This window comes from Acinetobacter sp. 8I-beige (assembly GCF_902505955.1).
Taxonomy (GTDB): Bacteria; Pseudomonadota; Gammaproteobacteria; order Pseudomonadales; family Moraxellaceae; genus Acinetobacter; species Acinetobacter johnsonii.
The window spans coordinates 1,731,507-1,755,750 of sequence record NZ_LR732790.1; the positions used below are offsets into that span (position 1 = coordinate 1,731,507).

The following is a 24,244-nucleotide window of genomic DNA, read 5'->3' on the forward strand; positions in this document are numbered from 1 at the left end:
CCCTTTAAATCACAGCATCACGCCGATTGATATAATTAAAAATCAAAAAATATAGAATTTATTATGATGCAAGACTGAGCGGCGCACTGCTTAATCGTGCACTTAACTCTTTGTAGTAATAAAGCATCTGCCCCATCAAAATATCTGTGTTAGTGACAGCCACCATGACCATAGGATGCAGTGGATGGTTGACAGCCGTTAAAAAGACTTTGCCAGTGTCCGCATCAAGGGTAATGGTTTGGCAGCCCATCAATTGAATTTCTGTAATAAATGCATTCACCATAGCCAAGATGGAGCTGCTAACTGCTGCAATTTTTCCTGTATTGTCGATATTTTTCTTTGAAGCCAAAGCAAGCTCAAAACCATCCGATGAGCACAACATCACAAAGTCGATGCCTGTAACGGTATTTAAAAAACGTTGTAACTCGATATGCGCAGACTCAATCAGTGCTTGCGGAATTTCACGTGAACTATTCATTTATCCTACCTATGCAACTGCAGATTCAGCTTGTATTTCTATTGTTGCAATTAGTGTTTCAATCATCAGTAAAACATCATCTTGTTCACGCGCATCAATGGCAAACAGCGGAAATTGTTTTTGATGGATCTGCATCCAATCACGGTAAATTTTGAGCTTATGCTGATCTTCTTGATCTAAATGCGTAATGCCAACCACTACATTTGACCCATACTGCTCAAATGCTTTTAAATAAAACTCTAAATCCTTTAAACGATCTGCTTGGCTATCATCGATTAAGATCACGATTCCTATTGCACCCTTGCAGACAATAGACCACATAAAATCAAAACGATCTTGGCCTGGAGTACCGTACAGGCCTATCTGCGTACCGTCTTCAAGGCTAATTTCACCGTAATCAATACCCACAGTCGTCAAAAATTTATGGTGCGCTGCAGTATCAGTGTTTACTGCTTCTGTCGTCACGACAGGAATATCAGACAATGCTTGAATGGCAGCAGATTTTCCTGCCCCCATGGTTCCCCCGAAAACAATTTTGTATTGCTGTAGTATCATCAAGAAGTCCCAAGAACAATAAAATGCCTAATACGTCACATTATATTTAATTTTATTGACAAAAAACATCAGATTTTAAACTATTTAGTAAAATCCACTTACATATCTCCCTACTTTTTGTATAACTTTTGAGCTTTTTTATACAAAAGTATACTATTTAACTTTGCTTAAGTATCTGTCTTTTCTTGTTATTTAAATTAAATAATAAGAATCATACTCAGTTAGGGCGTGATTGGCATTTTTTACCAAGCAAAATTCAATCTATAACTTAGATCAAAAAATACATTTGAAAGATTTTTTCCAATCAACAAAACAAGAAACTTCACGTTTTCCTATGTTTAGCCGATGGTTTCTTCGCTTAATTTCTGTATCCAAACGTCATGAACTGATTTAAACGAAAGGTTACGTGTCGATTTTGATTCTTTATTGAGGCTGGAACTGTAAGCTTTGGCTTATTCGAATAAAGGATAAGTTTTTTCTAGTGGCTTATTTTCATTACGAAATTAAACTGGTAAAGCTCACAGAGCTGTAATCACGATGAGCTTTGAAGAGGCTTCAGTTATTCGATGCATTTATCTCACTAACGTTCTCATCATAAAAAAATCCTCCAAAGCCTTGGAGGATTTTCGGTGCTGATTGAAAGCAAACTTACACTTGCACACTCGCCTGACGCTGTTGTCTTGACGCTGGCAAAAGTTCTTCAAACCTCTGCATCAGTTCAGGGTTTTCAAGTTGCCATTTCGGCTGCTTGTCTTTATCAATCAGCAAGGCACGGACACCTTCAAGCATGTCACCCTGCTCAAACCAAATATCTTGTAAATCGCGCTCCAACTGCATGCACTGTTCTAACGATAGCCCGCGCCCTACATGCTGAAGTTTTAGGCTGATTTGCTTGGCTAACAAAGAACGCTGTTGTAAGTTTGCTAAGATCTTTTCAGCCCAATCCATATAATCACTATCTAATGTATTGGCAAGGCTGTCTTCAATTTGAGCCAATTCAGCATGAGAAAAATGCTGGCGAATCGCATCTTCATACTGTTTTAATTCACTAGGCGCAGGTTCTTTTAAATAACGTGCAATGGTCTGTTCAATAGATTGTTGGGTTAATTGCGCGGCATGTCCCAGTTCTGTTTGTAACTGCTGTAACTGTTCACTCGGTACTAAATAATCGATTAAATCTAAGTGCAAAGCATCACTACTACTAATCTGTTCACCCGTAACAGCCATGTACACACCGATATCGTCTAAACGAGACAGAAAATGGGTTGCGCCCACATCGGGGAAAAAGCCAATCGCGGTTTCTGGCATGGCAAAACGTGATCTTTCACTGCTAACAATAATCTGGCAAGCTTGTGCCAAACCAAAACCACCACCCAAAACATAGCCATCTAAAAACACCAATACAGGTTTCGCATATTGGCGCAGGCTTTTTAGCATGTGATATTCATCGGCAAAATAGCGCTGATAATTGGCAGTTCCATTTTGATAACTGTCATATAGGAAGCGAATATCCCCGCCTGCACAAAAGGCTTTCGGGCTATTGGAGTTAATCAAGATGGCTTGAACTTGTTCGTCCTCGCGCCACAGTTCTAGCTGCTGGCTAATGCCATGAATCATACTTAAGGACAGTGCATTCAGATGACTCGCGCGATCTAGCGTAATCACACCCAAATGTCCTTGGAGGCTGATGTGTAAATTATTTTCCATGCGCAGACTCCTTATTTATTGATTTTTAAATTGGGCTGGTCGCTTTTCCACAAAGGCTTTCATGCCTTCTTTCTGGTCAGCTGTTGCAAAGATGGAATGGAAAGTACGACGCTCAAAGCGTAATCCTTCACTTAAACTCACTTCAAAAGCACGATTAATGCTTTCTTTAATCATCATGGTGGCAGTGAGGGATCGTTGCGCAATTTTTTCCGCAGCCTCTAAGGTATAGACCAATAATTCTTCTTTCGGTAGCACACGCGCCACTAAACCACTTTGCTCTGCCTCAACTGCGCCCATTTGCCGTGCGGTTAAACACATCTCCATAGCTTTGGCTTTACCCAATGCCAACGTTAAACGCTGTGTTCCGCCAATACCTGGAATCACACCGAGTGTCACCTCAGGCAAACCAAATTTGGCATTCTCAGCGCAATAGATAAAATCGCACATCAATGCCAATTCACAACCGCCCCCCAATGCATAACCACTTACCGCAGCGATTAATGGTTTACGACGCTGCGCAATTCGATCTGCCAAATGGAAAAAATCATCAAAATAGATATTCGGGAAATTCAGCTCGGCCATTTCTTTAATATCGGCACCCGCGGCAAAGGCTTTTTCCGAACCCGCCAACACCATACAGCCAATTTCAGCATCGCGTTCAAACTGGTCTAAGGCTTGGTTAATTTCAGCAATCAGTTGACTATTCAAGGCATTTAACGCTTGAGGACGGTTCAAGGTAATCACCCCGACGCCTTTACGCTTTTCAACTAGAATCGTGTCCCACTGTAAATCTTCGATGAATGTTTTTTCCCACTGCATGTTGCAATCCTTTCTGTATAGACCAATGCACACATACCTTTAAAATCTCGTGATCACTCACATGTGCAAGGGTCAGTTTTTTCGATATTGGCTTTATAAACTACGGGCAATCACTAAGCGTTGAATATCACTGGTGCCTTCGTAAATCTGACAAATTCGGGCATCACGATAAATCCGCTCAATCGGGAAATCTTTCAGATAGCCGTAACCCCCAAAGATTTGTAAGGCATTTGAACAAACCCGCTCGGTCATTTCAGAGGCAAATAATTTCGCCATCGAAGCTTCAGTCAAACACGGTTGACCCGCTTCTTTTAAACGTGCCGCCTGATGTACCAACTGTCGTGCCGCGGCAATTTCTGTTGCCATACTGGCCAGTCGGAACGACACCGCTTGCTGCTCGAAAATGGGCTTCCCAAAAGCTACACGCTCTTTGGCATAACGCGTCGCTTCCTCCAAAGCGGCACGCGCCAATCCAACAGCCTGTGCGGCAATGCCAATACGTCCACCTTCCAGATTCGACAAGGCAATTTTTAAGCCTTCGCCTTCTTTGCCCAATAACAGACTTTTGTGCACACGCACATCAGTCAAGGCAATTTGGCAGGTGTCAGAGGCATGTAAACCCAATTTTTCTTCGACCCGAATCACTTCATAACCCGGCGTATTACGCGGGACTAAAAAAGCACTCATGCCTTTTTTCCCAGCGCTCGGATCGGTCACAGCAAACACGATAATCACGCCTGCATTGTGCCCTGAAGTAATAAATTGCTTGGCACCATTGATGATATAATGGTCACCATCTTTCACGGCGCGGGTTTTAATGGCTGCGGCATCAGAACCGGTATGTGGTTCAGTCAGTGCAAAAGCGCCAATCATTTCCCCTTTGGCTAAAGGCACGAGAAATTGCTGCTTTTGCTCCTCAGTACCAAATTTCAAAATCGGCACGCAACCGACTGAATTATGTACACTCATAATGGCCGATGTCGCACCATCGGCAGCCGCAATTTCTTCTAGCGCCAGTACATAGGCCAAGTTGCCAGTTGCCGAACCACCCCATTCTTCAGGCACCAACATACCCATAAAACCCAATTGCCCCATTTGCTGTAAGGCTTGGGCAGGAAAAGTCCCCTGTCGGTCCCACTCACTGGCATAGGGTTTAATTTGTTCTTGGGCAAAGCTTTTTGCCATATCCTGAATCAAGACTTGTTCTTCAAAAAACATACCTTGTCGATCCCACTCACTGGTATTCGGTTTCATCTGTTCTTGGGCAAAACTTTTCGCCTTGTCCTGACTCAGGACGTGTTCCTCAGTGAATTGCATAAATCCTTTCCTTACAATCTCTTCAATTTAAACAGTAGCCGCAGTTTGTTGTTTAGCAATTTCCTGATTGCGCAGTAAAAAGCGTTGAATCTTCCCACTTGGTGTTTTTGGAAGTTCAGTCACAAACTCAATCAAACGCGGATAGGCATGGGCAGATAAGCGTTTTTTCACAAATTGGCTCAGTTCATTTTCGAGTTCAGTACTGGCTGCACTTTCACCAGATAAAATCACAAAAGCTTTAATGACTTCTGTACGCTCAGGATCAGGCACACCAATCACAGCGGCTTCAATCACTGCATCATGCTCTAGCAATGCACTTTCCACATCAAAGGGACCTACGCGATAGCCTGAAGTGGTAATCACATCATCACTGCGCCCGACAAAACTCATGCTGCCATCAGTATGTATTTCAGCGGTATCACCCGTTAAATAATAATGTCCAATAAAGGGTGATTTACGACTTTCTTGATAGCCGCCAAACCACATCATCGGAGATTGGCTAATATCCACCGCTAAAATTCCCGGGCTATCGGCACCTAACTCCTGACCTTGTTCATCCAAAGCGACAACACGATAGCCGGGACTGGCAAAACCTGCCGAACCTGCGCGAACCTCATGTTCCAGCGCATGGTGATTACACACCACCATCCCAACTTCGGTTTGGCCATAATGATCAAAGATCGGGGCATCTAACACTTGTTTGAACCAGCGAAACACTTCAGGATTCAATGGCTCACCTGCACTGCTAACGACACGGAATTTGCCGTGCAATTTTGCCATTTGCTTCGGATCAGCCGCCATCATCATGCGGTAGGCTGTGGGTGCACCTGCCAAATTATTCACGCCATAGTCTTGGACAATTTGACATAAGCTATCTGCAGTAAATGCGCCTTCATAAAAAATGGTTGGATGACCCAATAAGAGCGGGCCAGTAATGCCGTAATACAATCCATAGGCCCAACCCGGATCAGCAATATTCCAAAACGAATCTTCAGCTCTTAAACCAATCGCATCTTGCATATAGGCACCAAATGCAATCAGCGCTTTGAGTGGAACTTGCAAGGGTTTAGCAGGGCCTGTTGTGCCTGAAGTGAACATCAACAAGAACGGATCTTGGATGTTCATCATCACCAATTCGCATTGATCAGATTGGCGATTGACCTCTGCCCAGAAACTATAATCCCCCTGATACAGTCCTGTGCCTTTGGCTCCCGTGACCGTCACAATTGCAGGGCAGCCTTCTACTTCTTGCAATTTGTCACGATTACCCACATCAGTGACCACCAACTTACTCTGAGCCAGTTGTAAACGGTGCTCAATGGCTTTCGGGCCAAACGCAGTAAATAAAGGTTGATAGACTGCACCGATTCGCCATGCCGCTAAAATGGTAATAATCAGCTCAGGCGTGCGTGGCAATAAACCCGAAACACGATCACCTTTGCTTACCCCTTGCGACTTTAAAAAGTTGGCAAACTGACTGGCACGTTGTTGTAACTCTCGAAAAGTATATTGCTCTTTACGACCATCTTTACCCTGCCAAAACAAAGCAATCTGCCCCGGCAAAGCATGCCGATCACAGCACTCATAACACGCATTCAGCACATCGACTGAACCTGATAGAAACCGTTGCGCAGCCTGCTGTAAATCAAAGCTTTGCTGCGCTTGTTGATAATTTGAAGTCATCCTTTCACCTCAGTCACATTTTTTGTTATTCACGACAAGGGTTTTTTATCGAGTGCACTCATTGCACCCTTTCATTTCTTTTAAATCAATTTTCTCGGGGTAAGTATTGCTGGATAATGCTGGAAAAATCTAAATGTGCATTGCCTTGCAAACACAATTGTTGATACAACTGCTGTGCCAAACCACCAAGTAGTACAGGTTGCTTGACTTGGCCTGCCGCTTCAATGGCCAAACCTAAATCTTTTAACATGAGTTGCGAGGCAAAACCGTCGGTATAACCACGCCCTGCGGGCGCATTTGGACTAATGTCTGGCCAAGGATTACAGATTTCAGAACTCCAGCAACGACCACTTGAACTATTGATCACCCCTGCCAGCGCATGTGTATCAATCCCCAATCGGCTCCCCAGTGCCATACCTTCTGCCACGGCAGCCATGGAAATGCCCAAAATCATGTTATTGCAAATCTTCGCAATTTGCCCTGCACCGACCGCACCGCAGTGCACGGTGTTTTTTCCCATCAAACTAAGAATGGGCTTCACTTGCTCATAGGTCGCATCATCGGCACCGACCATAAAGGTCAAAGTGCCTGCTTTGGCGCCAATGGTGCCGCCAGAAACGGGCGCATCGCAGACTTGGACCTGATGCTTCAAGCCCTCAGCAGCAACATCTTTAATGGTTTGCGGATCGATGGTACTAGAGTCAATACACAGACTACCTGCCCGCATCACTGCCAGAATCCCCATTTCACCCAAATACACGTCACGTACATGCTTGGCCGCAGGTAGCATACTAATCACCACATCTGCCTGCTCAGCCGCAGCATGCGGGCTATCGCACACCACACCGCCACTTTCAGCAAACTGTTGTAAGGCTTTTTCACTCAGATCATAGCCCAACACCGTTTGCCCTGCTTTGAGCAGGTTCTGTGCCATCGAACCGCCCATATTCCCTAAACCAATGAAAGCTATCTTCATCTCGCTACTCCTTAGCGTAAACTGATGGTGGTATTGACTTCCCCTGCTTCTTGGCTGTCTTCAAACCAACGGCTGGTGATGGTTTTGGTTTGTGTATAGAACTGAACCGCTTGTTTGCCATAAGGGCCTAAATCACCGAGCTTTGAGCCACGCGAACCTGTAAAGCTAAAGAATGGCACAGGGACTGGAATTGGAATATTGATGCCCACTTGACCAATATCAATACGGTTTTGGAAAGTCCGTGCCACGGCGCCGCTTTGGGTAAATAAGCCCACGCCATTCCCAAATGGATTGGCATTGACCAGCTCAATCGCTTCATCCAACGTATCCACACAGAGAATCGTCAGTACAGGACCAAAGATTTCTTCTTTATAAATACGCATATCCGTCGTGACATGGTTAAACACCGTTGCCCCAACAAAATTGCCATTTTCATAGCCTTTGACTTGAATATCACGACCATCCAGCAGCAGTTCAGCGCCTTGTTCTACACCACTGTTAATCAGATCAATCACACGGGCTTTGGCACGTGGTGAAATCACAGGGCCAATGTCCGTATTCGGCTCATGTCCCGCATTCACACTCAAGGTCTTCGCTTTTGCAACCAATTCATTGATCCAGTGTTTACTGTCACCGACCATGACTGCAACTGAAAGCGCCATGCAACGTTGCCCTGCCGCACCAAAGGCTGCACCGACCATGGCATTTAAGGTTTGTTCTTTATTGGCATCGGGCATCACGACCACATGGTTTTTCGCACCCATCATGGATTGCACACGCTTGCCATGTTGACCTGCCAAGTTATAGACATGCGTACCAACCGCAGTTGAGCCCACAAAAGAAATGGCTTTAATGTCTTGATGCGTACACAGGGCATCGACCACCTCTTTGCCACCATGCACCACATTCAGTACGCCTGCGGGAATACCTGCTTCGATTGCCAACTCGACCAACATCATGGTGGAGAGCGGATCTTGTTCAGATGGCTTCAAAACAAAGGTATTACCGCAGACGATTGCCATTGGGAACATCCACAAAGGAATCATCGCAGGGAAGTTAAATGGCGTAATGCCTGCACATACACCTAAAGGTTGTTGCAAGGTATAGGTATCTACGCCACGTGCCACACCTTCGGTATATTCGCCCATTTGCAAAGTGCCAATTGAACACGCATGTTCCACCACTTCCAAACCACGCTGAATATCACCTTCAGCGTCGGCCAAAGTTTTACCTTGTTCTGCTGTGAGTACCTGTGCAATTTTCTTGGCATTGTCACGAATCAGTTGCTGTAGTTTCAGCATAATGCGCATACGCGCTTGAATCGGGGTTTCTCTCCAGCTGGCAAATGCCGCTTTTGCTGAGCTAATCGCAGCTTGGATTTCCTCAGGCGTTGCAAAAGGGACTAAACCAACCACTTCTTGGGTTGCAGGGTTGATAATGTCTTGCCATTTCTGGGTTTTAGACTCGACAAACTCACCGTTAATCAATAATTTAGCTGTGGTGATTTGGATTTTAGAAACCGTATTCATAACCTCTCCATAGGCATTCATTTTTATTGTGTTACTGTTGAAACATACGACTTAAAACGTATATTCAATTTCTGCGTTTCAACTCAGACTAGCAAAGAAAACTTTGACCACCAATGCAGATTGGTGCACGATGGTTGTGCAATTTTGCACAGGATGTGGAAAATAAAAAATGAAAGTAGATTGGGATCATCTGCAGTTTTTTTTGGTCTTGGCACGCGCTAAAACCCTGACCAATGCAGCACGGATTATTGGCGTCGAGCACAGTACTGTGGCACGGCGGGTACAGTCTTTAGAAGTTGCTTTAGGCACACCACTGTTTAAACGTGAAGCCACAGGCTATGAACTCACCGTCGATGGCATGGCTCTGGTTCCGCGCGTAGAGCAAATGGAACAGGCCTTTTTGCAAATTCAGAAACCACAACAGCCTCTTGAAGGTCGTGTGCGAATTGGCGCACCTGAGGGTTTCGGCACAGCGTTTTTAACCCAGTTATTGGCCGAACTGTCATTGAAATTTCCACTGCTCACGATCGATCTGATTCCTGTACCGAAGATGATGAAGCTGTCGCATCGTGAAGCGGATATTGTGATTTCAATTGACCGTCCAAAATCAGGTCCCTACATCATTACCCGACTGACCGATTACTGTTTAAAAATTTATGGCAGCAAGCGCTATCTGGCACAGCATCCGCCTATTCAGCGGATGGAAGATTTAGCGACCCATCGCTTTGTCAATTATATTGATGATCTGATTTATAGTTCGGAGCTGTATTGCTTAGAACGGCTACCCATTCCTTTGACGGCAAATTTTCGCAGTAGCAGTATTTTGGCCCAACAAATCGCAGTCAATGCAGGAGCTGGATTGGCCATTTTGCCGCAATTTCTAGCCCATGACCAACCCGACTTAGAACAAGTATTGCCCGAACAGGTACGCTTCACACATACCTTTTGGATGCTGACTTTTGTCGACCTACAACACGAGCCACGGATTAAATTGGTCTGGGATTATTTGCGTAAACAAGCCGACTTAAAACAAGGCATGCTGATGGATTAAATCATCTACAGTAGGTTCTTATTTATATTCTCCCGTCGCAATGCGTCGAGCCAGTTGTTCCAAACGATCGACTTTTTGGCGTTGTGGTAAAACGTGGCAAACCATCTCGGCGGTATAATCCACAGCAGTATTGGGAATCAGCGGTCGAGTCTGACTTGTTGCATAGTCTTGACTACTGAGTAACGAGCCATTTTTTTTAAAATTGGCAGATGAATGAATACTATAGACTTCATTGTCACAGCCAACCCTGTATAGTGCGAGTGAGTAATCCCCTAACTCCAAGCCGTCTTTTTCTTTGTCACTCTTAATGAGATATTTGACCCAATACTCAACTTCATTACGACTCGTATCAAGCATTCTAACTCGATCAAAATCGACATAAACATATTGTGAGCGATCATAATTGGCATTCACAAACGTCCATTCGGCAAACGCAGATCCTCCCCACAATACACAAAGAAAACCCAATAAAATACGACTTAACACATCACTATCCCCCAAGATAGACGGGCAAGATTATAGCGACTCCCTTAGATAAAGCACATTAAAAACCAAACTAACATACTGAAATATATCTATTTAATTGATTTTAAAAAGTGAATTTCAACACATATATCCGCGCTTAATTACAACTAACTATCATTCTATATCGACTTTGTGGCTTTTTTTGCACACACATATAGCAGATCGTATTTGTCTGCTGAAAAATCAAATTGTATTTCGAAGAAATGATCTTCTAGGCATAAAATATACAAGGTATTTTATAACGCTGTTTTAATAAAATGAGACAGCAAGATATTATCGATAATGAGTAAAATAACTACATTCAACTCTCGATTTTTATTGCGTTATTCACGATAGAACAATCTATTTCTAAAAAAAAATTATTAAATATTTTTCTATTTTCAGCATCATTTTTTCTTTTCAAATTCATTACTTAATGTATGCGTGATGATGTAAGTATAATTAAAAAAAGCCCCCTGTAACTACAGAGGGCTTTTCAAATTTGGCGGAAGCGGTGAGATTCGAACTCACGGAGGGGTATAAGCCCTCGTCGGTTTTCAAGACCGGTGCATTAAACCGCTCTGCCACGCTTCCATGTGCGCCATCATACGGAGCTTTTGTTTTGATGACAAGTAAAACTTACCGTCAAAGCAACCAACTGCATATTGTTTCATCAAAAGCTTATAATTTCGAGGCGATTTCGGCACCTTCACGAATCGCACGCTTCGCATCTAGCTCAGCTGCCAATTTAGCACCACCAATAATGTGATAATTCGCTAACATATTTTGCTCAGCACTTGGCATCAGATCCTTCACGGACTCCTGTCCTGCACACACAACGATAGTATCAACACGGAGCAATTGATCTTGTCCTGCCATATCGACCCAAAGCCCTTCATCAGTCACAGCTTTGTACTGAACCCCACGTAACATACGTACTGCATGCTTTTTCAACTGTGCACGGTGTACCCAGCCCGAAGTTTTTCCCAAACCTGCTCCAAGTGCAGAGGTTTTACGTTGTAATAAATAAATCTCACGAACAGGCGGATGAACTTCTGCGGCCTGCGTGCCTCCTTCAGAAACATAATTCGGGTTTGGATCTACACCCCATTCACGTTGCCAATCTGCAAGTGGTTGTGGCTGAGGTTGATGCTCAGGTTTCAATAAATACTCAGACACATCAAAACCAATCCCTCCAGCACCAATCACCGCAACTTTTCGACCGACAGGTGCGCCGCGTAACACTTCTGCATAAGACAAAACTTGCGGTGAATCACTCCCTTCGATACGTAATGCGCGTGGCACAACACCTGTTGCAATAATAATTTCTTCAAAGCCTTCACGCTCAAGCTGCTCGCGATTCACCTTGGTGTTTAAACGTAAGTCGACGCCAGTTTTTTCAATCTGTACTTTGAAATAACGAATGGTCTCATGAAACTCTTCTTTACCGGGTACAACTTTTGCCAAATTGAACTGTCCACCCACTTCATGACTTGCTTCAAACAATGTCACTTGGTGTCCACGACTGGCTGCAACTGTCGCTGCCGACATACCTGCAACACCACCACCCACAACCGCAACTCGTTTCGGTTGTTTCGCTTTCAAATAAACCAACTCAGTTTCAAACGCCGCACGCGGGTTGACTAAACAAGTAGCACGTTGGTTTTTAAAAGTATGATCTAAGCATGCTTGGTTACAAGCGATACACGTATTGATTTCATCAACACGATTGGTTGCTGTTTTATTCACCCAAAAAGCATCAGCCAATAACGGACGCGCCATTTGCACCATATCAGCTTTGCCCGATGCCAAAATCTCTTCTGCCGTGTCTGGCATATTAATACGATTTGAAGCAATCACTGGCACAGCCACATGCTTTTTCACTTCCGCTGTATAATCAACAAAAGCTGCACGTGGCACAGAAGTCACAATGGTTGGAATACGTGCTTCATGCCAGCCAATCCCTGTATTCAACAAGGTAATGCCTGCTTTTTCTAGTGCTTGCGCAATAGTAATTACTTCTTGCATGGTATTGCCATCATGCACCAAATCCAGCAATGACAAACGGAAGCAAATAATAAATTTCTCACCGACTTGTGCACGTATCCCTTTGACGATTTCGACCGCAAAACGCATACGGTTTTCAATCGGCCCACCCCAACGGTCTTTACGTTGGTTCACATGACGGCTTAAGAATTGATTCAGTAAATAACCTTCTGAACCCATAATTTCTACACCATCATAGCCCGCCTTTTTGGCAAGACTGGCACAGTTAACATAGTCATCAATGGTATTCAAAATTTGCTTTTCAGACATTTGACGCGGTTTAAATGGCGAAATCGGTGACTTGATTGGGCTGGCAGAAACCACAAAAGGTTGGTAGCCATAACGTCCAGCATGCAAAATTTGCATTAAAATTTTTGCGCCATGTTTATGTACTGCATGTGTCACTAAACGATGCGGAGCAATATCCCCCAGCGTATTCATCGTTCCACCCGCAGGAAGGAGCCAACCTTGACGATTTGGAGAAATCCCGCCTGTAATGATCAGACCAACACCGCCTTTAGCACGCTCACCGAAGTATGCTGCCAATTTTAGATAATTATAAAAACGATCTTCCAAGCCCGTATGCATGGAGCCCATCACCACACGGTTTTTAATGGTGGTAAAACCCAAATGTAAAGGTTTTAAAATATGTGCATAGCTATTGGTTGTCATCATGAATCCTTATCTTTGGCTTTGCAACTTGTTGCATACTACTTTAGCTGTTTTTTAAATTATTGGGATGACAATTTATAAAAAATTCTTGGCATCTACGGTCAATCCGACTGAACTCTCAAAAACATACGACAATAAAAAAACCAGTGACGTTGCCCTCACTGGTTTAGTTTTTTAGACCAAAGCCCTTTACTGCCAATGCTTCAGCTTACTGGTTTGACCAATGCCCACATTAAAACTATTGGTTGGATCAAGCTTTTCATAATGCGTTCGTAGTGCAGGTTTTGCTACATATAAATGTCCGACATTATGCTCGGCTGGGTATTCAGCCCCACGCGCATCCAGTAAATACCACATTTGGTGTTCCATCGCCAAGGGATCCACGCCCTTTTTCACAATATAGTCCTGATGAAACACATGACATAAAAAGTGACCATAATAGAGTTTATGAACAATCAGATCATCCATCTCTTTGGGTAAGGTTTCCACCCACTCGCGATCATTACGACGCAATGCGATATCCAGAGCCACAATATCTTCAACTTCTGAACGGTGCGTATCCCGATAGCGAATTGCTGCACCTGCAACGGCAAAGCGATGTAAAAATGCTTTACGTCCTTCTTCCTCGCTACAGTGGAAAAAATCACCTGAGCTTTTATCTTGGAAATAATGTCTTAAAAAGCTTTCAACTTGCTCGACATCTTGATTTTCAACCCGAATAACCAAGTGATGTTCATATATATCACGGAAAGCATTCATCCGTTTCGGTAAATGATTAGGCAAAAATTTGGTGATCAATTGCAGGACTTTATCTGACAGTCCTTTCATACCAAATTTTTCTAAGTACGCATCGACCTTATCTTTCATTGCAAATGCAGCAGGTACTTTGGCTGTGCCGAGTTTTTCAATGAACATGAAGGTATCTTTACCGTACTCTGCCCCAATATCATAAGCCACGCGGTGGATATATTCCCCTGCAATCGGCAATCGCGGCAAATCTTTTAGTAAAAAACGGCGGATTTCAGTCAAATCATCATGTGAGTTTGTACCGACGTAAAATACCTGACTTGGAATTTTTTCAAAGGTATCCAAACGTACGGCAAAAACACACACTTTACCTGCCGAACCCGATGCTTCATATAAACGAGACGGATTGGCATTAAAACGTGCAGGCGTATTTTCATCAACTTGTTTAACATCATGTCCATAACGATGGTCCGATGCGCAGCAGCCTGAGTTATTGATAATATCGCCGATTTGATAATTTTTCGTTTCAAGCTTGCTTAGAATTTCTTCAGGTGTTTCTCCGAGATTTACCCCTAGATGATTCACCAACTCTAACTGACCATCATCATTGACACGGGCATACAATGCCAGCTCAGTATAAGCGGGACCACGGCGCACCAAAGCACCGCCTGAGTTATTACAGACGCCACCTAAAACTGAAGCTCCAATACACGATGAACCAATCACCGAGTGTGGCTCCCGATTAAATGGCACCAATTCTTTTTCAAGTCGATCTAGTGTTGCACCAGGTAGACAAATCACTTGTTGACCGTCATTAATGACCTGAATGCCAATCAAACGACGCGTGCTGATCAGAACCACAGGACGGTCATAGTCATCGCCAAAAGGCGTTGAACCACCGGTCAAACCTGTATTGGCTGCTTGCATAATCACAATACAATCTGCATCAACAGCCGCTTGTAGTACTTGCCACTGTTCCAGTAATGACCCTGGTGCAACAACAGCCAGTACTTTCCCCGCACCATAACGACGGCCTTGGCGGTATAAACGTGTGTCTTTATCGTCAGTTAAAACGTGTTGTTTACCAACAATGGTGATGAGTTTTTGAATAGTTTGCGGTGCGTCTAAATTGGATTGCATTTTATATCCTGCCCATTAATTTTTTGAGCTTTTCAATAAAGCTAGATTATGAAATAACACATTCATTTTTTAAGCGTATTAATCACGGTATTCGATGTCGTGTGGCGGCATGGATGCCGGCGTTGGGCGGGGGTATAGGACGTACCCCCGCCCAACAAAAGATTTTTTGTTACTTTTCATCTTTGAAAAGTAAGGTATCGCCTACGCAATTGAACTTAAATTTTTTAATTCAAAATGAGGCAAAGGATGCTTCTTTATATTCATTCGCTTTTATTAGAGAGTTTTACTCAGCCAACTCTCGTTCTAACTTCACTAAACAGTCAGACGTAATATCAGCAATGGTTTTTGCACCTGTTAAAGTCATTGCCACACGCATTTCTTTATCAATCAACTCTAAAAGATTTGAAACGCCCGCTCCACCCGCAGCACCTAATGCGTAAACAAAAGCACGACCGAGCATACACGTGTCCGCACCCAACGCCAGCATACGTACCACGTCTAAACCATTACGAATACCCGAATCCGCGAGGATTTTAATATCACCCTTCACTGCATCGGCAATCGGCGGCAAGGCACGTGCAGAAGATAAAACACCATCGAGCTGACGACCACCATGGTTTGAAACCACAATCCCATCTGCACCGAAACGCACTGCATCTTTGGCGTCTTCAGGGTCCAGAATTCCTTTAATGACCATTGGCCCATCCCAAAACTCACGAATCCACTCAAGGTCTTTCCACGAAATAGACGGATCGAAGTTAGAACCTAACCAACCAATATAATCTTCTAGACCTGTAGGCTTACCTAAGTATTTGGAAATATTGCCCAAGTCATGCGGACGTCCCATCATGCCGACATTCCACGCCCAATGTGGGTGGAAACATGACTGCATATAACGACGCATTGCAGCATTTGGGCCACTCATACCCGAGTGGGCATCACGGTAACGCGCGCCCGGAACAGGCATATCCACGGTAAACACCAAGGTTGAACAGCCTGCCGCTTTAGCACGTTCCAAGGCATTTTTCATAAAACCACGGTCACGTAGTACATAGAGCTGGAACCACATTGGACGCTGAATCGCCGGTGCCACTTCCTCAATTGGACATACTGAAACGGTAGACAGTGTAAATGGAATACCCTTTTTATCTGCAGCGACCGCAGCTTGAACTTCGCCGCGGCGTGCATACATGCCTGTTAAACCGACAGGAGATAATGCAACAGGCATCGACAAAGTTTCATCAAACAGTTTGGTCTCTAAACTTAACTGTGACATGTCGTTCAGTACACGCTGGCGCAAAGCAATTTTTGATAAATCTTCTACATTACGCTTCAGGGTATATTCTGCATACGCACCACCATCGATGTAATGGAATAAAAATGGCGGTAAACGACGTCGTGCCGCTTCACGGTAGTCATTGGCAGAAGAAATAATCATGCTTATATCCTGTTTAATCGACTGGCGCGCTGACGACGAGCTTCTTCTTCATCAATCATTCGCACCTGTTGTACTACAAACTCAATGTGTCCACAGACTGCCTTACGTGCAGCTTCTGGATCACGACGTTCAATTGCATTCATGACTTGAAAGTGCTGATCATGCAATTGATCAAAACGGTGTGCTTCGCTATAGACTTTTCGGCGTCCCAAAGCGACGTTGAACTGCAACAAATCAAACAAACCACGCATCATCTGAATCAAAACCAAATTATGAGATGCTTCAGCAATCGCTAAATGAAATTTCGCATCTGCGCGAGCCGCCTCGTCATCATTTCCCAAAGCCTGAAAATGGTTAATCTGATCATAATGATGTCGGATGTTCACCAGATCTTCTTGGGTTGCGCGTTGTGCTGCATACCAAGTTGTTCCACCTTCTAAAATAATGCGCGCCTCTTGCACATCAAATCGGTAGGCAGGATCCTCACTCATCAAATTACTAATCGGTTGTACGATTTGATAACTGGACCAAGTTGCTGGTAATTGTTTTAAAAAAGTCCCCGCCCCCACTTTGCTGACCAACATACCCATGCTGGTCAACTGCGAAATGGCCTCTCTTAAAGAAGAGCGAGAGACTTGAAGCTGTTCACACAGTTTTCTTTCAGCAGGCAGACGGTCTCCAACTTGCATATTGCTTTGTTCAATCAATACACGCAGGCTTTGTACAGCTTTATCGGAGACTTTCATCTGCTTTCCTTAACGTTGATACACAATTTGTGTTATGGAATCATCCATGGGAACACATAGGCTTGTAGAGTAATCATAATACCCATCATAATTGTGAACGTTATACTGTGTTTTAAGGTAAAACGGAATAAATCAGACTCTTTACCAACCAGTCCTACCGCCGCACACGCAATCGCAATCGATTGAGGTGAAATCATCTTACCGGTCACACCACCACTGGTATTGGCTGCCACCAGTAAAACTTCTGGCACACCAATTTGCTGAGCTGTAGTAGCCTGAAGTGCTGAAAACAGTGCATTGGCAGAGGTATCTGAACCCGTGAGGAATACACCCAACCAACCCAAGAAAGGCGAGAAGAACGTAAATGCCGAACCTGTATGTGCAAGGGCCAAAGCCAAGGTTGAAGACATACCCGAATAGTTTGCGATAAAAGCAAAAGACAACACCATACCAATTGAATAAATGGGAACTTTCAATTCATTCAGGGTTTCACCAAAAGTTACCACAGCATCTTTCGGTTTCATCTTCAAATAGGCAATGGTGATCAATGCTGCAATAAAGATCGCAGTTCCTGTCGCCGAGATCCAATCAAACTTGTAAATCGCGTCATAGTCTTTAATTTCAGCAACCACAGGCGGCATTTTTTGAATCATTTGATGCAAAAATGGTACTTTGATTGAAATCACGAGATCATGCAATGCACCGTCTTTGGCAAATAAATCCTTAAACGGTTTCACACTCCAGATCGTCACCATCACAGTTAAAATCGCGAATGGAGACCATGCTTTTGCAATTTGTCCTACAGTGTATTTTTGCTGTTTTTGTGCAGCCACATCTTCACTCATCGTTGCGTCTTGATCTGCAAAACGGAAAATGTGCTTCGGCTGCCAGTATTTAAACAAAATTGTTAAAGAAATCAGGGATGCAATTGCAGCCGTAATATCGGGTAATTCTGGACCAACAAAGTTAGAAGTTAAGTATTGCGCAATTGCAAAGCTACTTGCACCCACCACAACTGCTGGCCATGTTTCTTTAACCCCGCGCCAGCCGTCCATAATCGCCATAATCCAGAACAACACGATTGGTACCATAAATGGTAGCTGACGGCCCACCATTTGGCTGATTTCCATCGTATCGACACCAGAGACTTGTCCAGCAACAATAATTGGAATACCCATTGCACCAAAAGCCACAGGTGCTGTGTTTACGATTAGACACAGACCTGCTGCATATAACGGTTTAAAGCCTAAACCGACTAATAATGCTGCGGTAATCGCCACAGGAGCACCAAAGCCTGCCGCACCCTCTAAGAAGGTACCGAAAGCAAAACCTACCAACAGCATTTGTAAACGCTGATCTTCAGTAATTGAGAGAATAGAAGAACGAATGATGTCGAACTGGCCTGTCTTCACTGAAATTTTATACAGGAACACCGCACCAATAATGATCCATGCAATCGGCCATAAACCGTAGAGGAAACCATAAGCCATCGATGCGAATGCCATCAGCACAGGCATCTTATAGGCAAATAAAGAGACAAGAAGTGCAAGTACTACGGTGATCGTACCTGCCACACTGCCTTTTAAACGAAATACCGCGAGCGCCAAAAAGAAGAAGATAATCGGAATCAGTGCTATTAGACTTGAAATCCAAGTATTCCCCATCGGGTCATACATTTGCTGCCATTGAAGCATTGTCATCTCCTTGAAATGCTTACTAAGATTTAATTTTGAGCATATTATTGGCACTTTTGCCAATATTGGACAGACCAATATAAGCAACCGTAAAGAGAAACAAACCAATAATGACTTATACTTGGCTTATTTTGATTTAAAATGAAGTAAAACTTCAATTAAAAGTTAATATTGGTATGACCAATATTGGATGCCTTTATAAACTAGATCATATTTCAATCAAATTAATATCATTGTTTTTAATGATATTTTTATTAAAATAATGCCAACTCTAGACTTTAGTCTAATAATATAAAAAATAATCACCCAACTTAAATCTAGCTTAATACTCAAAAAATGGAAAAATCACACAATATTGGTAATACCAATTTAAACCCGAACTAATTTCACCTCTTTTCTGATTAATTTACAGCTTAAACATTTTCTAAAAAGACAAAAATTGAGCACACAATATAGAAACCGATTTTATCCAGAATTTTTTAACAGTATCGATATGCACATGAGCTTTAATATTTTTAAAGCCCTATGATTTTTTAGAAAAACCATTTGGAAAAGTGCTACAATCGCGGACATATGTATTCTTTCAGGCCACCCATTCTCGGTGCCTATATTTATATCGTTAGGATTAACAATGACTGATAATGCAACTATCTTGCAGAATGTCCCAGTTGGCAAAAAAGTTGGTATTGCCTTCTCTGGTGGTCTAGATACTTCAGCTGCACTTCTGTGGATGAAACAAAAAGGCGCAGAACCTTATGCTTATACAGCAAACTTAGGTCAGCCTGATGAAGACGACTACGATGCGATTCCCAAAAAAGCGGAAGCGTATGGCGCAGTAAAAGCTCGCTTAGTTGACTGCCGTTTACAGCTTGCACTTGAAGGTATTGCTGCGATTCAATGTGGTGCGTTCCACATTTCAACTGGTGGTGTACCTTATTTCAACACGACGCCATTGGGGCGTGCAGTAACAGGGACTATGCTTGTTACCGCAATGAAAGAAGATGATGTCAACATCTGGGGTGATGGTTCAACATATAAAGGAAACGATATTGAACGTTTCTACCGTTATGGTTTGTTGACCAACCCTGCACTTAAAATCTATAAGCCTTGGTTAGACCAAACGTTTATTGATGAATTAGGTGGCCGTGCTGAAATGTCGCAATTCTTGATCGACAACGGCTTTGACTACAAAATGTCAAAAGAAAAAGCGTATTCAACTGACTCAAACATGTTGGGTGCGACCCACGAAGCAAAAGATCTTGAATACCTCAATGCAGGGATCAAAATTGTTGACCCAATCATGGGCGTTGCATTCTGGAAAGACGACGTAGAAGTTAAAGCAGAAGAAGTATCGATTACTTTTGAAGAAGGCTTCCCTGTTGCTATCAATGGTCAACGTATCGAAGACCCTGTTGAGTTCATTCTTGAAGCTAACCGTATTGGTGGTCGTCATGGTCTAGGTATGTCTGACCAAATCGAAAACCGTATTATTGAAGCAAAATCTCGCGGTATTTATGAAGCACCAGGTATGGCACTTCTACATATTGCTTATGAGCGCTTGGTGACTGGTATTCATAACGAAGACACGATTGAACAGTACCGTATTAACGGTCTACGTTTAGGTCGTTTGCTTTACCAAGGTCGCTGGTTCGACTCTCAAGCATTAATGCTTCGTGAAACCGCACAACGTTGGGTTGCGAAAGCCATCACAGGTACTGTGACTTTAGAACTTCGTCGTGGTAATGACTACACCATCATGAACACAGAGTCTGAAAACCTCACTTATGAAGCTGAGCGTTTGACGATGGAGAAAGGTGATTCAATGTTTACGCCAATGGACCGTATTGGTCAGTTAACTATGCGTAACTTGGATATCACAGATACTCGTGCGAAACTTGGTATTTATACCAATACTGGTTTGCTAGCAGTCGGTACTGGTTCTGCTGTTCCTCAGTTAAAAGACAAAAACAAATAAGTTTATTGAATGTCAAAAAACCGCTCTTATGAGCGGTTTTTTTATTTCAGCGATTTATTCGATGCAAGTCGATGTGGTTAAAGGCTGATAATAAATCTGATTACGCCCCAATTGCTTGGCGCGGTATAAAGCCTGATCTGCGATACCCAACAACTCGACTTTGCTCAAATCCACCTCACCTTTAAAGACCGTAATCCCTAAGCTAATGGTGACAAATGCAGACACTTCGGACATTTCATGTGGAATTTCCAAACGCTCAATCGCTCGGTAAATATTTGAAGCAACCGCATAAGCGCCATGTGCATCAGTTTCTGGCAATAACACCACAAATTCTTCGCCGCCATAACGCGCCACAAAATCCATATGCCGAATCGCATTTTTAATAGATTTTGCAATCGATGAAATCACATCATCGCCCTTTTGGTGACCATAACAGTCGTTATATTTTTTGAAAAAATCAACATCGATAAACAAAATCGACAAGGGTGTTTCATCCTGACGTGATTGCTCATAATAGGTATCCATCATTTCGTCAAAATTACGCCGATTTGAGATCTTGGTCAGCTCATCATTCTGACTTAAATGCAGCAATTCTGAGGTATGTATTCGATGAATTTTTTCACTAATTTTAGCGCGACGAATATTTAAAAAAATGATGCGCTCGCGGGCGTAAATCATACGACTGATGATAAAACCCAGCAAACAGCTACCAAACATTACACGCCCCATCACGATCGCATCAAACTTGACCAGCGTTGAAATCAGGACTAAAAATGAAACCCCAGCGGCTGCCATACCAGTCATAAAAACATATCCTGGTTTTACCCCAGTCAGCAAATACCCCAAGACATAAATCATGCAAATGATCATCATCGCTTGATGACGCAAAGCTTCGGTATGCACCGACATGGTCAACCAAGTCGTCGAGACCACAGCCCAAAACACAGCAAACATGGCAGCATACGCAAAAAAAGGCTTCAGCTTGGTAAAATGTGAAAAAATATAAAGGAATAAAAGACAAACTGCTCCATTTAGCAGCCCCAGCAAGCAATGAATAAAATCTTGTTTAAAATGAGACTGTTCAATAATCCAGTAATCCCCCGGAATCGTCAAAATGGCGAAAATAAAATAAGCCAAAACACCAGACCACAGAAAGTCATTAATATTGCGACGCGCGCGCTCTAAGTTTAATCGCCAAAACTCTTGTTCTAATTTCTGAGGAAAAACCTGACCAATACGACGGTTGTGTCGTGTAATCAGCTCTTCCATTTTTTCTTTATCGTACTGAAGTTTGGCGAGGTTGTATTTATATTCCATACCAGACCAGATTTAATTCTTGTAGTTGCCTAAAAATAACACAAAATTACAAAGATAAATCATAATAATCAGACAAGATGCCTTTATTTGTCATTACCATTTTTGGCGCATATGCATTATCATCTGTTTTATTTCTTTGACAGAAATCGCCTTGAATACGATTACGATTCTCCAGCCAGATGATTGGCACGCTCACCTTCGTGATGGTCTTGCATTACAACGTACGGTTCCCGATTTAGCCCAACAGTTTTCACGCGCTATTTGTATGCCAAATACCGTACCGCCAGTTAAAACGGTTGAGGAAGCGAATGCGTACCGTGAACGCATCATGGCGCATGTACCAGAAGGCAATGCCTTCGACCCACGCATGGTATTGTATTTTACTGACACAACTTCGCCTGAAGAAGTCAAGAAAATTAAAAATTCTGAGTTTGTAAATGCCATTAAACTCTACCCTGCTGGCGCGACCACCAACTCAGATAATGGTGTAAGCGACATTCGTAAAGTCTATGCCGTTATTGAGCAACTTGAAGAACATCAGGTTCCATTACTGCTGCATGGTGAAGTCACACACAATCATGTCGATATTTTCGATCGTGAAAAACGCTTCTTAGACGAAGTTCTTTCTCCGTTGCTAAAACAATTTCCAAAACTGAAATTGGTTTTAGAACACATTACGACCAGCGAAGCGGCCAACTTTGTTTTAGAGCAAGACCGCAATGTGGCTGCAACCATTACTCCACAGCATTTACTGTTTAACCGTAATGACATGTTGGTTGGTGGTATTAAACCGCATTTCTATTGTTTACCCATTTTAAAACGTCAAACGCATCAGCAAACTTTGCTCGAAGTTGCGACCAGTGCCAACCCTAAGTTTTTCTTAGGCACAGACAGTGCACCACACTCTAAAAATGCCAAAGAAAATGCATGTGGATGTGCAGGTTGCTACAGCGCACCAACGGCAATTGAACTTTATGCTCAAGCCTTCGATCAAGTGGGTAAACTTGAACGCCTTGAAGGTTTTGCCAGCCACTTTGGTGCAGATTTCTACGGTCTACCGCGCAATACTTCTACAATTACACTGGTAAAAGAAGACCAAGTCATCCCTGAGAGTTTAGACTATTTGGATGGTGAACAAATTATTCCGCTGTATGCGGGTAAAACCATTCAATGGAGAAAAGTGTGACAAATGAAACATTGCCAATAATTGGTCAGCGTTTCCGTGGTTTTCTACCTGTTGTTGTCGATGTCGAAACAGCAGGTTTTAATGCACAGACCGATGCCTTATTGGAAATTGCCGCAATTCCGATTATTTATAATGAAGAAGGTCAATTTGTACCGGGTCCTGCACATCATGCGCATATCAACCCATTCGAAGGTGCAAATCTAGACCGTCGCTCATTAGACTTTATTGGTATTGATCCCTTTAACCCGATGCGCATGGCTATGGCTGAAGACGAAAAAACAGCATTAAAACGTATTTTTAAAGCCGTCAATGAAGTCCGTCGCCAACAGAACTGTACACATGCGGTCTTGGTCGGTCATAACGCCCACTTTGATTTAGGCTTTGTACAAGCAGCTATTGCACGTACAGGGACTAAAAATCAAAACCCATTTCACAGTTTTTCTGTATTTGACACCGTCACCTTAAGTGCTGTGATGTTTGGTCAAACCGTTCTTGCGAAGTCATGTATTCAAGCAGGGATTGAGTTCGATGGTAGAGAGGCCCACTCGGCTTTATACGACACTCAAAAAACCGCTGAACTGTTCTGTTATATTTTGAACAAACTCGCGCCACACCTACTTGACACTCTGGTGGCGGATCAATAAGATACCGCCATCCTCGCAAC

19 protein-coding genes and 1 tRNA gene are annotated in these 24,244 nt (G+C 43.1%); 4 read left to right on the plus strand and 16 right to left on the minus strand.

What is annotated here, in order from left to right; all coding sequences use genetic code 11:
- Positions 1-61: 61 nt before the first annotated feature.
- The 8 genes from GVX98_RS08265 to GVX98_RS08300 all read right to left on the minus strand — a co-directional run bounded on the left by GVX98_RS08265 (position 62) and on the right by GVX98_RS08300 (position 9,064).
- Entirely contained in the window at positions 62-478 is a 417-nt protein-coding gene (locus GVX98_RS08265) for a roadblock/LC7 domain-containing protein (protein ID WP_004980730.1), read from the minus strand.
- 9 nt (positions 479-487) lie between these two features.
- A complete protein-coding gene (locus tag GVX98_RS08270) occupies positions 488-1,033 on the minus strand; it encodes an ATP/GTP-binding protein (RefSeq protein ID WP_159127785.1) in 546 nt (181 codons plus the stop codon).
- 648 nt (positions 1,034-1,681) lie between these two features.
- Positions 1,682-2,746: an enoyl-CoA hydratase/isomerase family protein gene (locus tag GVX98_RS08275; protein WP_171503337.1), complete on the minus strand. Its 1,065-nt coding sequence runs from the start codon at positions 2,744-2,746 to the stop codon at positions 1,682-1,684.
- A 9-nt stretch (positions 2,747-2,755) separates the two neighbouring features.
- Positions 2,756-3,559, minus strand: a complete 804-nt coding sequence (locus GVX98_RS08280) for an enoyl-CoA hydratase (protein WP_004980735.1) — start codon at positions 3,557-3,559, stop codon at positions 2,756-2,758.
- A gap of 93 nt (positions 3,560-3,652) precedes the next feature.
- Positions 3,653-4,777 carry an acyl-CoA dehydrogenase family protein gene (locus GVX98_RS08285; RefSeq protein WP_035326884.1) on the minus strand — a complete coding sequence of 375 codons (1,125 nt, stop codon included), beginning with the start codon at positions 4,775-4,777 and terminating at the stop codon, positions 3,653-3,655.
- 126 nt (positions 4,778-4,903) lie between these two features.
- The gene (locus GVX98_RS08290) at positions 4,904-6,559 is read right to left on the minus strand and encodes an AMP-binding protein (RefSeq protein ID WP_004980739.1); all 1,656 of its coding nucleotides are present in this window, start codon (positions 6,557-6,559) and stop codon (positions 4,904-4,906) included.
- Between the two features lie 85 nt (positions 6,560-6,644).
- On the minus strand, positions 6,645-7,535 hold the full coding sequence (mmsB, locus tag GVX98_RS08295) for a 3-hydroxyisobutyrate dehydrogenase (RefSeq protein ID WP_159127787.1): 891 nt from the start codon (positions 7,533-7,535) through the stop codon (positions 6,645-6,647).
- Positions 7,536-7,546: 11 nt separating this feature from the next.
- Positions 7,547-9,064 (minus strand): CoA-acylating methylmalonate-semialdehyde dehydrogenase, encoded by a 1,518-nt coding sequence (locus tag GVX98_RS08300; protein ID WP_159127788.1) that lies wholly within the window; start codon positions 9,062-9,064, stop codon positions 7,547-7,549.
- Between the two features lie 169 nt (positions 9,065-9,233).
- Between GVX98_RS08300 and GVX98_RS08305 the strand changes: the two genes are divergently transcribed.
- Positions 9,234-10,115 carry a LysR family transcriptional regulator gene (locus GVX98_RS08305; RefSeq protein ID WP_159127789.1) on the plus strand — a complete coding sequence of 294 codons (882 nt, stop codon included), beginning with the start codon at positions 9,234-9,236 and terminating at the stop codon, positions 10,113-10,115.
- An 18-nt stretch (positions 10,116-10,133) separates the two neighbouring features.
- Here GVX98_RS08305 and GVX98_RS08310 read toward each other — a convergent pair whose 3' ends face one another.
- The 7 genes from GVX98_RS08310 to lldP form a co-directional block, all read right to left on the minus strand.
- Positions 10,134-10,601 carry a surface-adhesin E family protein gene (locus GVX98_RS08310; protein WP_004980743.1) on the minus strand — a complete coding sequence of 156 codons (468 nt, stop codon included), beginning with the start codon at positions 10,599-10,601 and terminating at the stop codon, positions 10,134-10,136.
- A 521-nt stretch (positions 10,602-11,122) separates the two neighbouring features.
- Positions 11,123-11,213, minus strand: a tRNA-Ser gene (locus GVX98_RS08315).
- An 87-nt stretch (positions 11,214-11,300) separates the two neighbouring features.
- Positions 11,301-13,337: an NADPH-dependent 2,4-dienoyl-CoA reductase gene (locus GVX98_RS08320; RefSeq protein ID WP_004980744.1), complete on the minus strand. Its 2,037-nt coding sequence runs from the start codon at positions 13,335-13,337 to the stop codon at positions 11,301-11,303.
- A 189-nt stretch (positions 13,338-13,526) separates the two neighbouring features.
- Complete coding sequence (gene dld / locus GVX98_RS08325) at positions 13,527-15,224, minus strand: D-lactate dehydrogenase (RefSeq protein ID WP_159127790.1); 1,698 nt, start codon at positions 15,222-15,224, stop codon at positions 13,527-13,529.
- A gap of 283 nt (positions 15,225-15,507) precedes the next feature.
- A complete protein-coding gene (gene lldD / locus GVX98_RS08330; protein WP_159127791.1) occupies positions 15,508-16,662 on the minus strand; it encodes an FMN-dependent L-lactate dehydrogenase LldD in 1,155 nt (384 codons plus the stop codon).
- A gap of 2 nt (positions 16,663-16,664) precedes the next feature.
- Entirely contained in the window at positions 16,665-17,408 is a 744-nt protein-coding gene (gene lldR / locus GVX98_RS08335) for a transcriptional regulator LldR (RefSeq protein WP_004694009.1), read from the minus strand.
- A 32-nt stretch (positions 17,409-17,440) separates the two neighbouring features.
- Entirely contained in the window at positions 17,441-19,108 is a 1,668-nt protein-coding gene (lldP, locus tag GVX98_RS08340) for an L-lactate permease (protein ID WP_171503310.1), read from the minus strand.
- A gap of 625 nt (positions 19,109-19,733) precedes the next feature.
- Here lldP and argG point away from each other — a divergent pair.
- Complete coding sequence (argG, locus tag GVX98_RS08345) at positions 19,734-21,077, plus strand: argininosuccinate synthase (protein WP_004694013.1); 1,344 nt, start codon at positions 19,734-19,736, stop codon at positions 21,075-21,077.
- 54 nt (positions 21,078-21,131) lie between these two features.
- Here the strand turns inward: argG and GVX98_RS08350 are convergent, their stop codons facing one another.
- Complete coding sequence (locus tag GVX98_RS08350) at positions 21,132-22,394, minus strand: diguanylate cyclase (RefSeq protein ID WP_159127793.1); 1,263 nt, start codon at positions 22,392-22,394, stop codon at positions 21,132-21,134.
- Positions 22,395-22,545: 151 nt separating this feature from the next.
- Here GVX98_RS08350 and pyrC point away from each other — a divergent pair, with 151 nt between their 5' ends.
- Both pyrC and rnt read left to right on the plus strand, forming a co-directional pair.
- Complete coding sequence (gene pyrC / locus GVX98_RS08355; protein WP_010326368.1) at positions 22,546-23,580, plus strand: dihydroorotase; 1,035 nt, start codon at positions 22,546-22,548, stop codon at positions 23,578-23,580.
- Positions 23,565-24,224, plus strand: coding sequence for a ribonuclease T (gene rnt / locus GVX98_RS08360; protein WP_005399764.1), 660 nt, complete (start codon positions 23,565-23,567; stop codon positions 24,222-24,224). Before pyrC ends, rnt begins: the two co-directional genes overlap by 16 nt.
- Positions 24,225-24,244 lie beyond the last annotated feature (20 nt).

Excerpts from the sequence above, each read along its gene's own strand:
- lldD (WP_159127791.1), bottom strand. The coding sequence starts at position 16,662 with ATGATTATTTCTTCTGCCAATGACTACCGTGAAGCGGCACGACGTCGT.
- GVX98_RS08285 (WP_035326884.1), bottom strand. The coding sequence starts at position 4,777 with ATGTTTTTTGAAGAACAAGTCTTGATTCAGGATATGGCAAAAAGCTTT.
- GVX98_RS08270 (WP_159127785.1), bottom strand. The coding sequence starts at position 1,033 with ATGATACTACAGCAATACAAAATTGTTTTCGGGGGAACCATGGGGGCA.
- GVX98_RS08265 (WP_004980730.1), bottom strand. The coding sequence starts at position 478 with ATGAATAGTTCACGTGAAATTCCGCAAGCACTGATTGAGTCTGCGCAT.
- GVX98_RS08305 (WP_159127789.1), top strand. The coding sequence starts at position 9,234 with ATGAAAGTAGATTGGGATCATCTGCAGTTTTTTTTGGTCTTGGCACGC.
- rnt (WP_005399764.1), top strand. The coding sequence starts at position 23,565 with ATGGAGAAAAGTGTGACAAATGAAACATTGCCAATAATTGGTCAGCGT.
- GVX98_RS08350 (WP_159127793.1), bottom strand. The coding sequence starts at position 22,394 with ATGGAATATAAATACAACCTCGCCAAACTTCAGTACGATAAAGAAAAA.
- lldR (WP_004694009.1), bottom strand. The coding sequence starts at position 17,408 with ATGAAAGTCTCCGATAAAGCTGTACAAAGCCTGCGTGTATTGATTGAA.
- GVX98_RS08300 (WP_159127788.1), bottom strand. The coding sequence starts at position 9,064 with ATGAATACGGTTTCTAAAATCCAAATCACCACAGCTAAATTATTGATT.
- GVX98_RS08290 (WP_004980739.1), bottom strand. The coding sequence starts at position 6,559 with ATGACTTCAAATTATCAACAAGCGCAGCAAAGCTTTGATTTACAGCAG.
- dld (WP_159127790.1), bottom strand. The coding sequence starts at position 15,224 with ATGCAATCCAATTTAGACGCACCGCAAACTATTCAAAAACTCATCACC.
- GVX98_RS08280 (WP_004980735.1), bottom strand. The coding sequence starts at position 3,559 with ATGCAGTGGGAAAAAACATTCATCGAAGATTTACAGTGGGACACGATT.
- lldP (WP_171503310.1), bottom strand. The coding sequence starts at position 19,108 with ATGACAATGCTTCAATGGCAGCAAATGTATGACCCGATGGGGAATACT.
- argG (WP_004694013.1), top strand. The coding sequence starts at position 19,734 with ATGACTGATAATGCAACTATCTTGCAGAATGTCCCAGTTGGCAAAAAA.
- GVX98_RS08320 (WP_004980744.1), bottom strand. The coding sequence starts at position 13,337 with ATGACAACCAATAGCTATGCACATATTTTAAAACCTTTACATTTGGGT.
- mmsB (WP_159127787.1), bottom strand. The coding sequence starts at position 7,535 with ATGAAGATAGCTTTCATTGGTTTAGGGAATATGGGCGGTTCGATGGCA.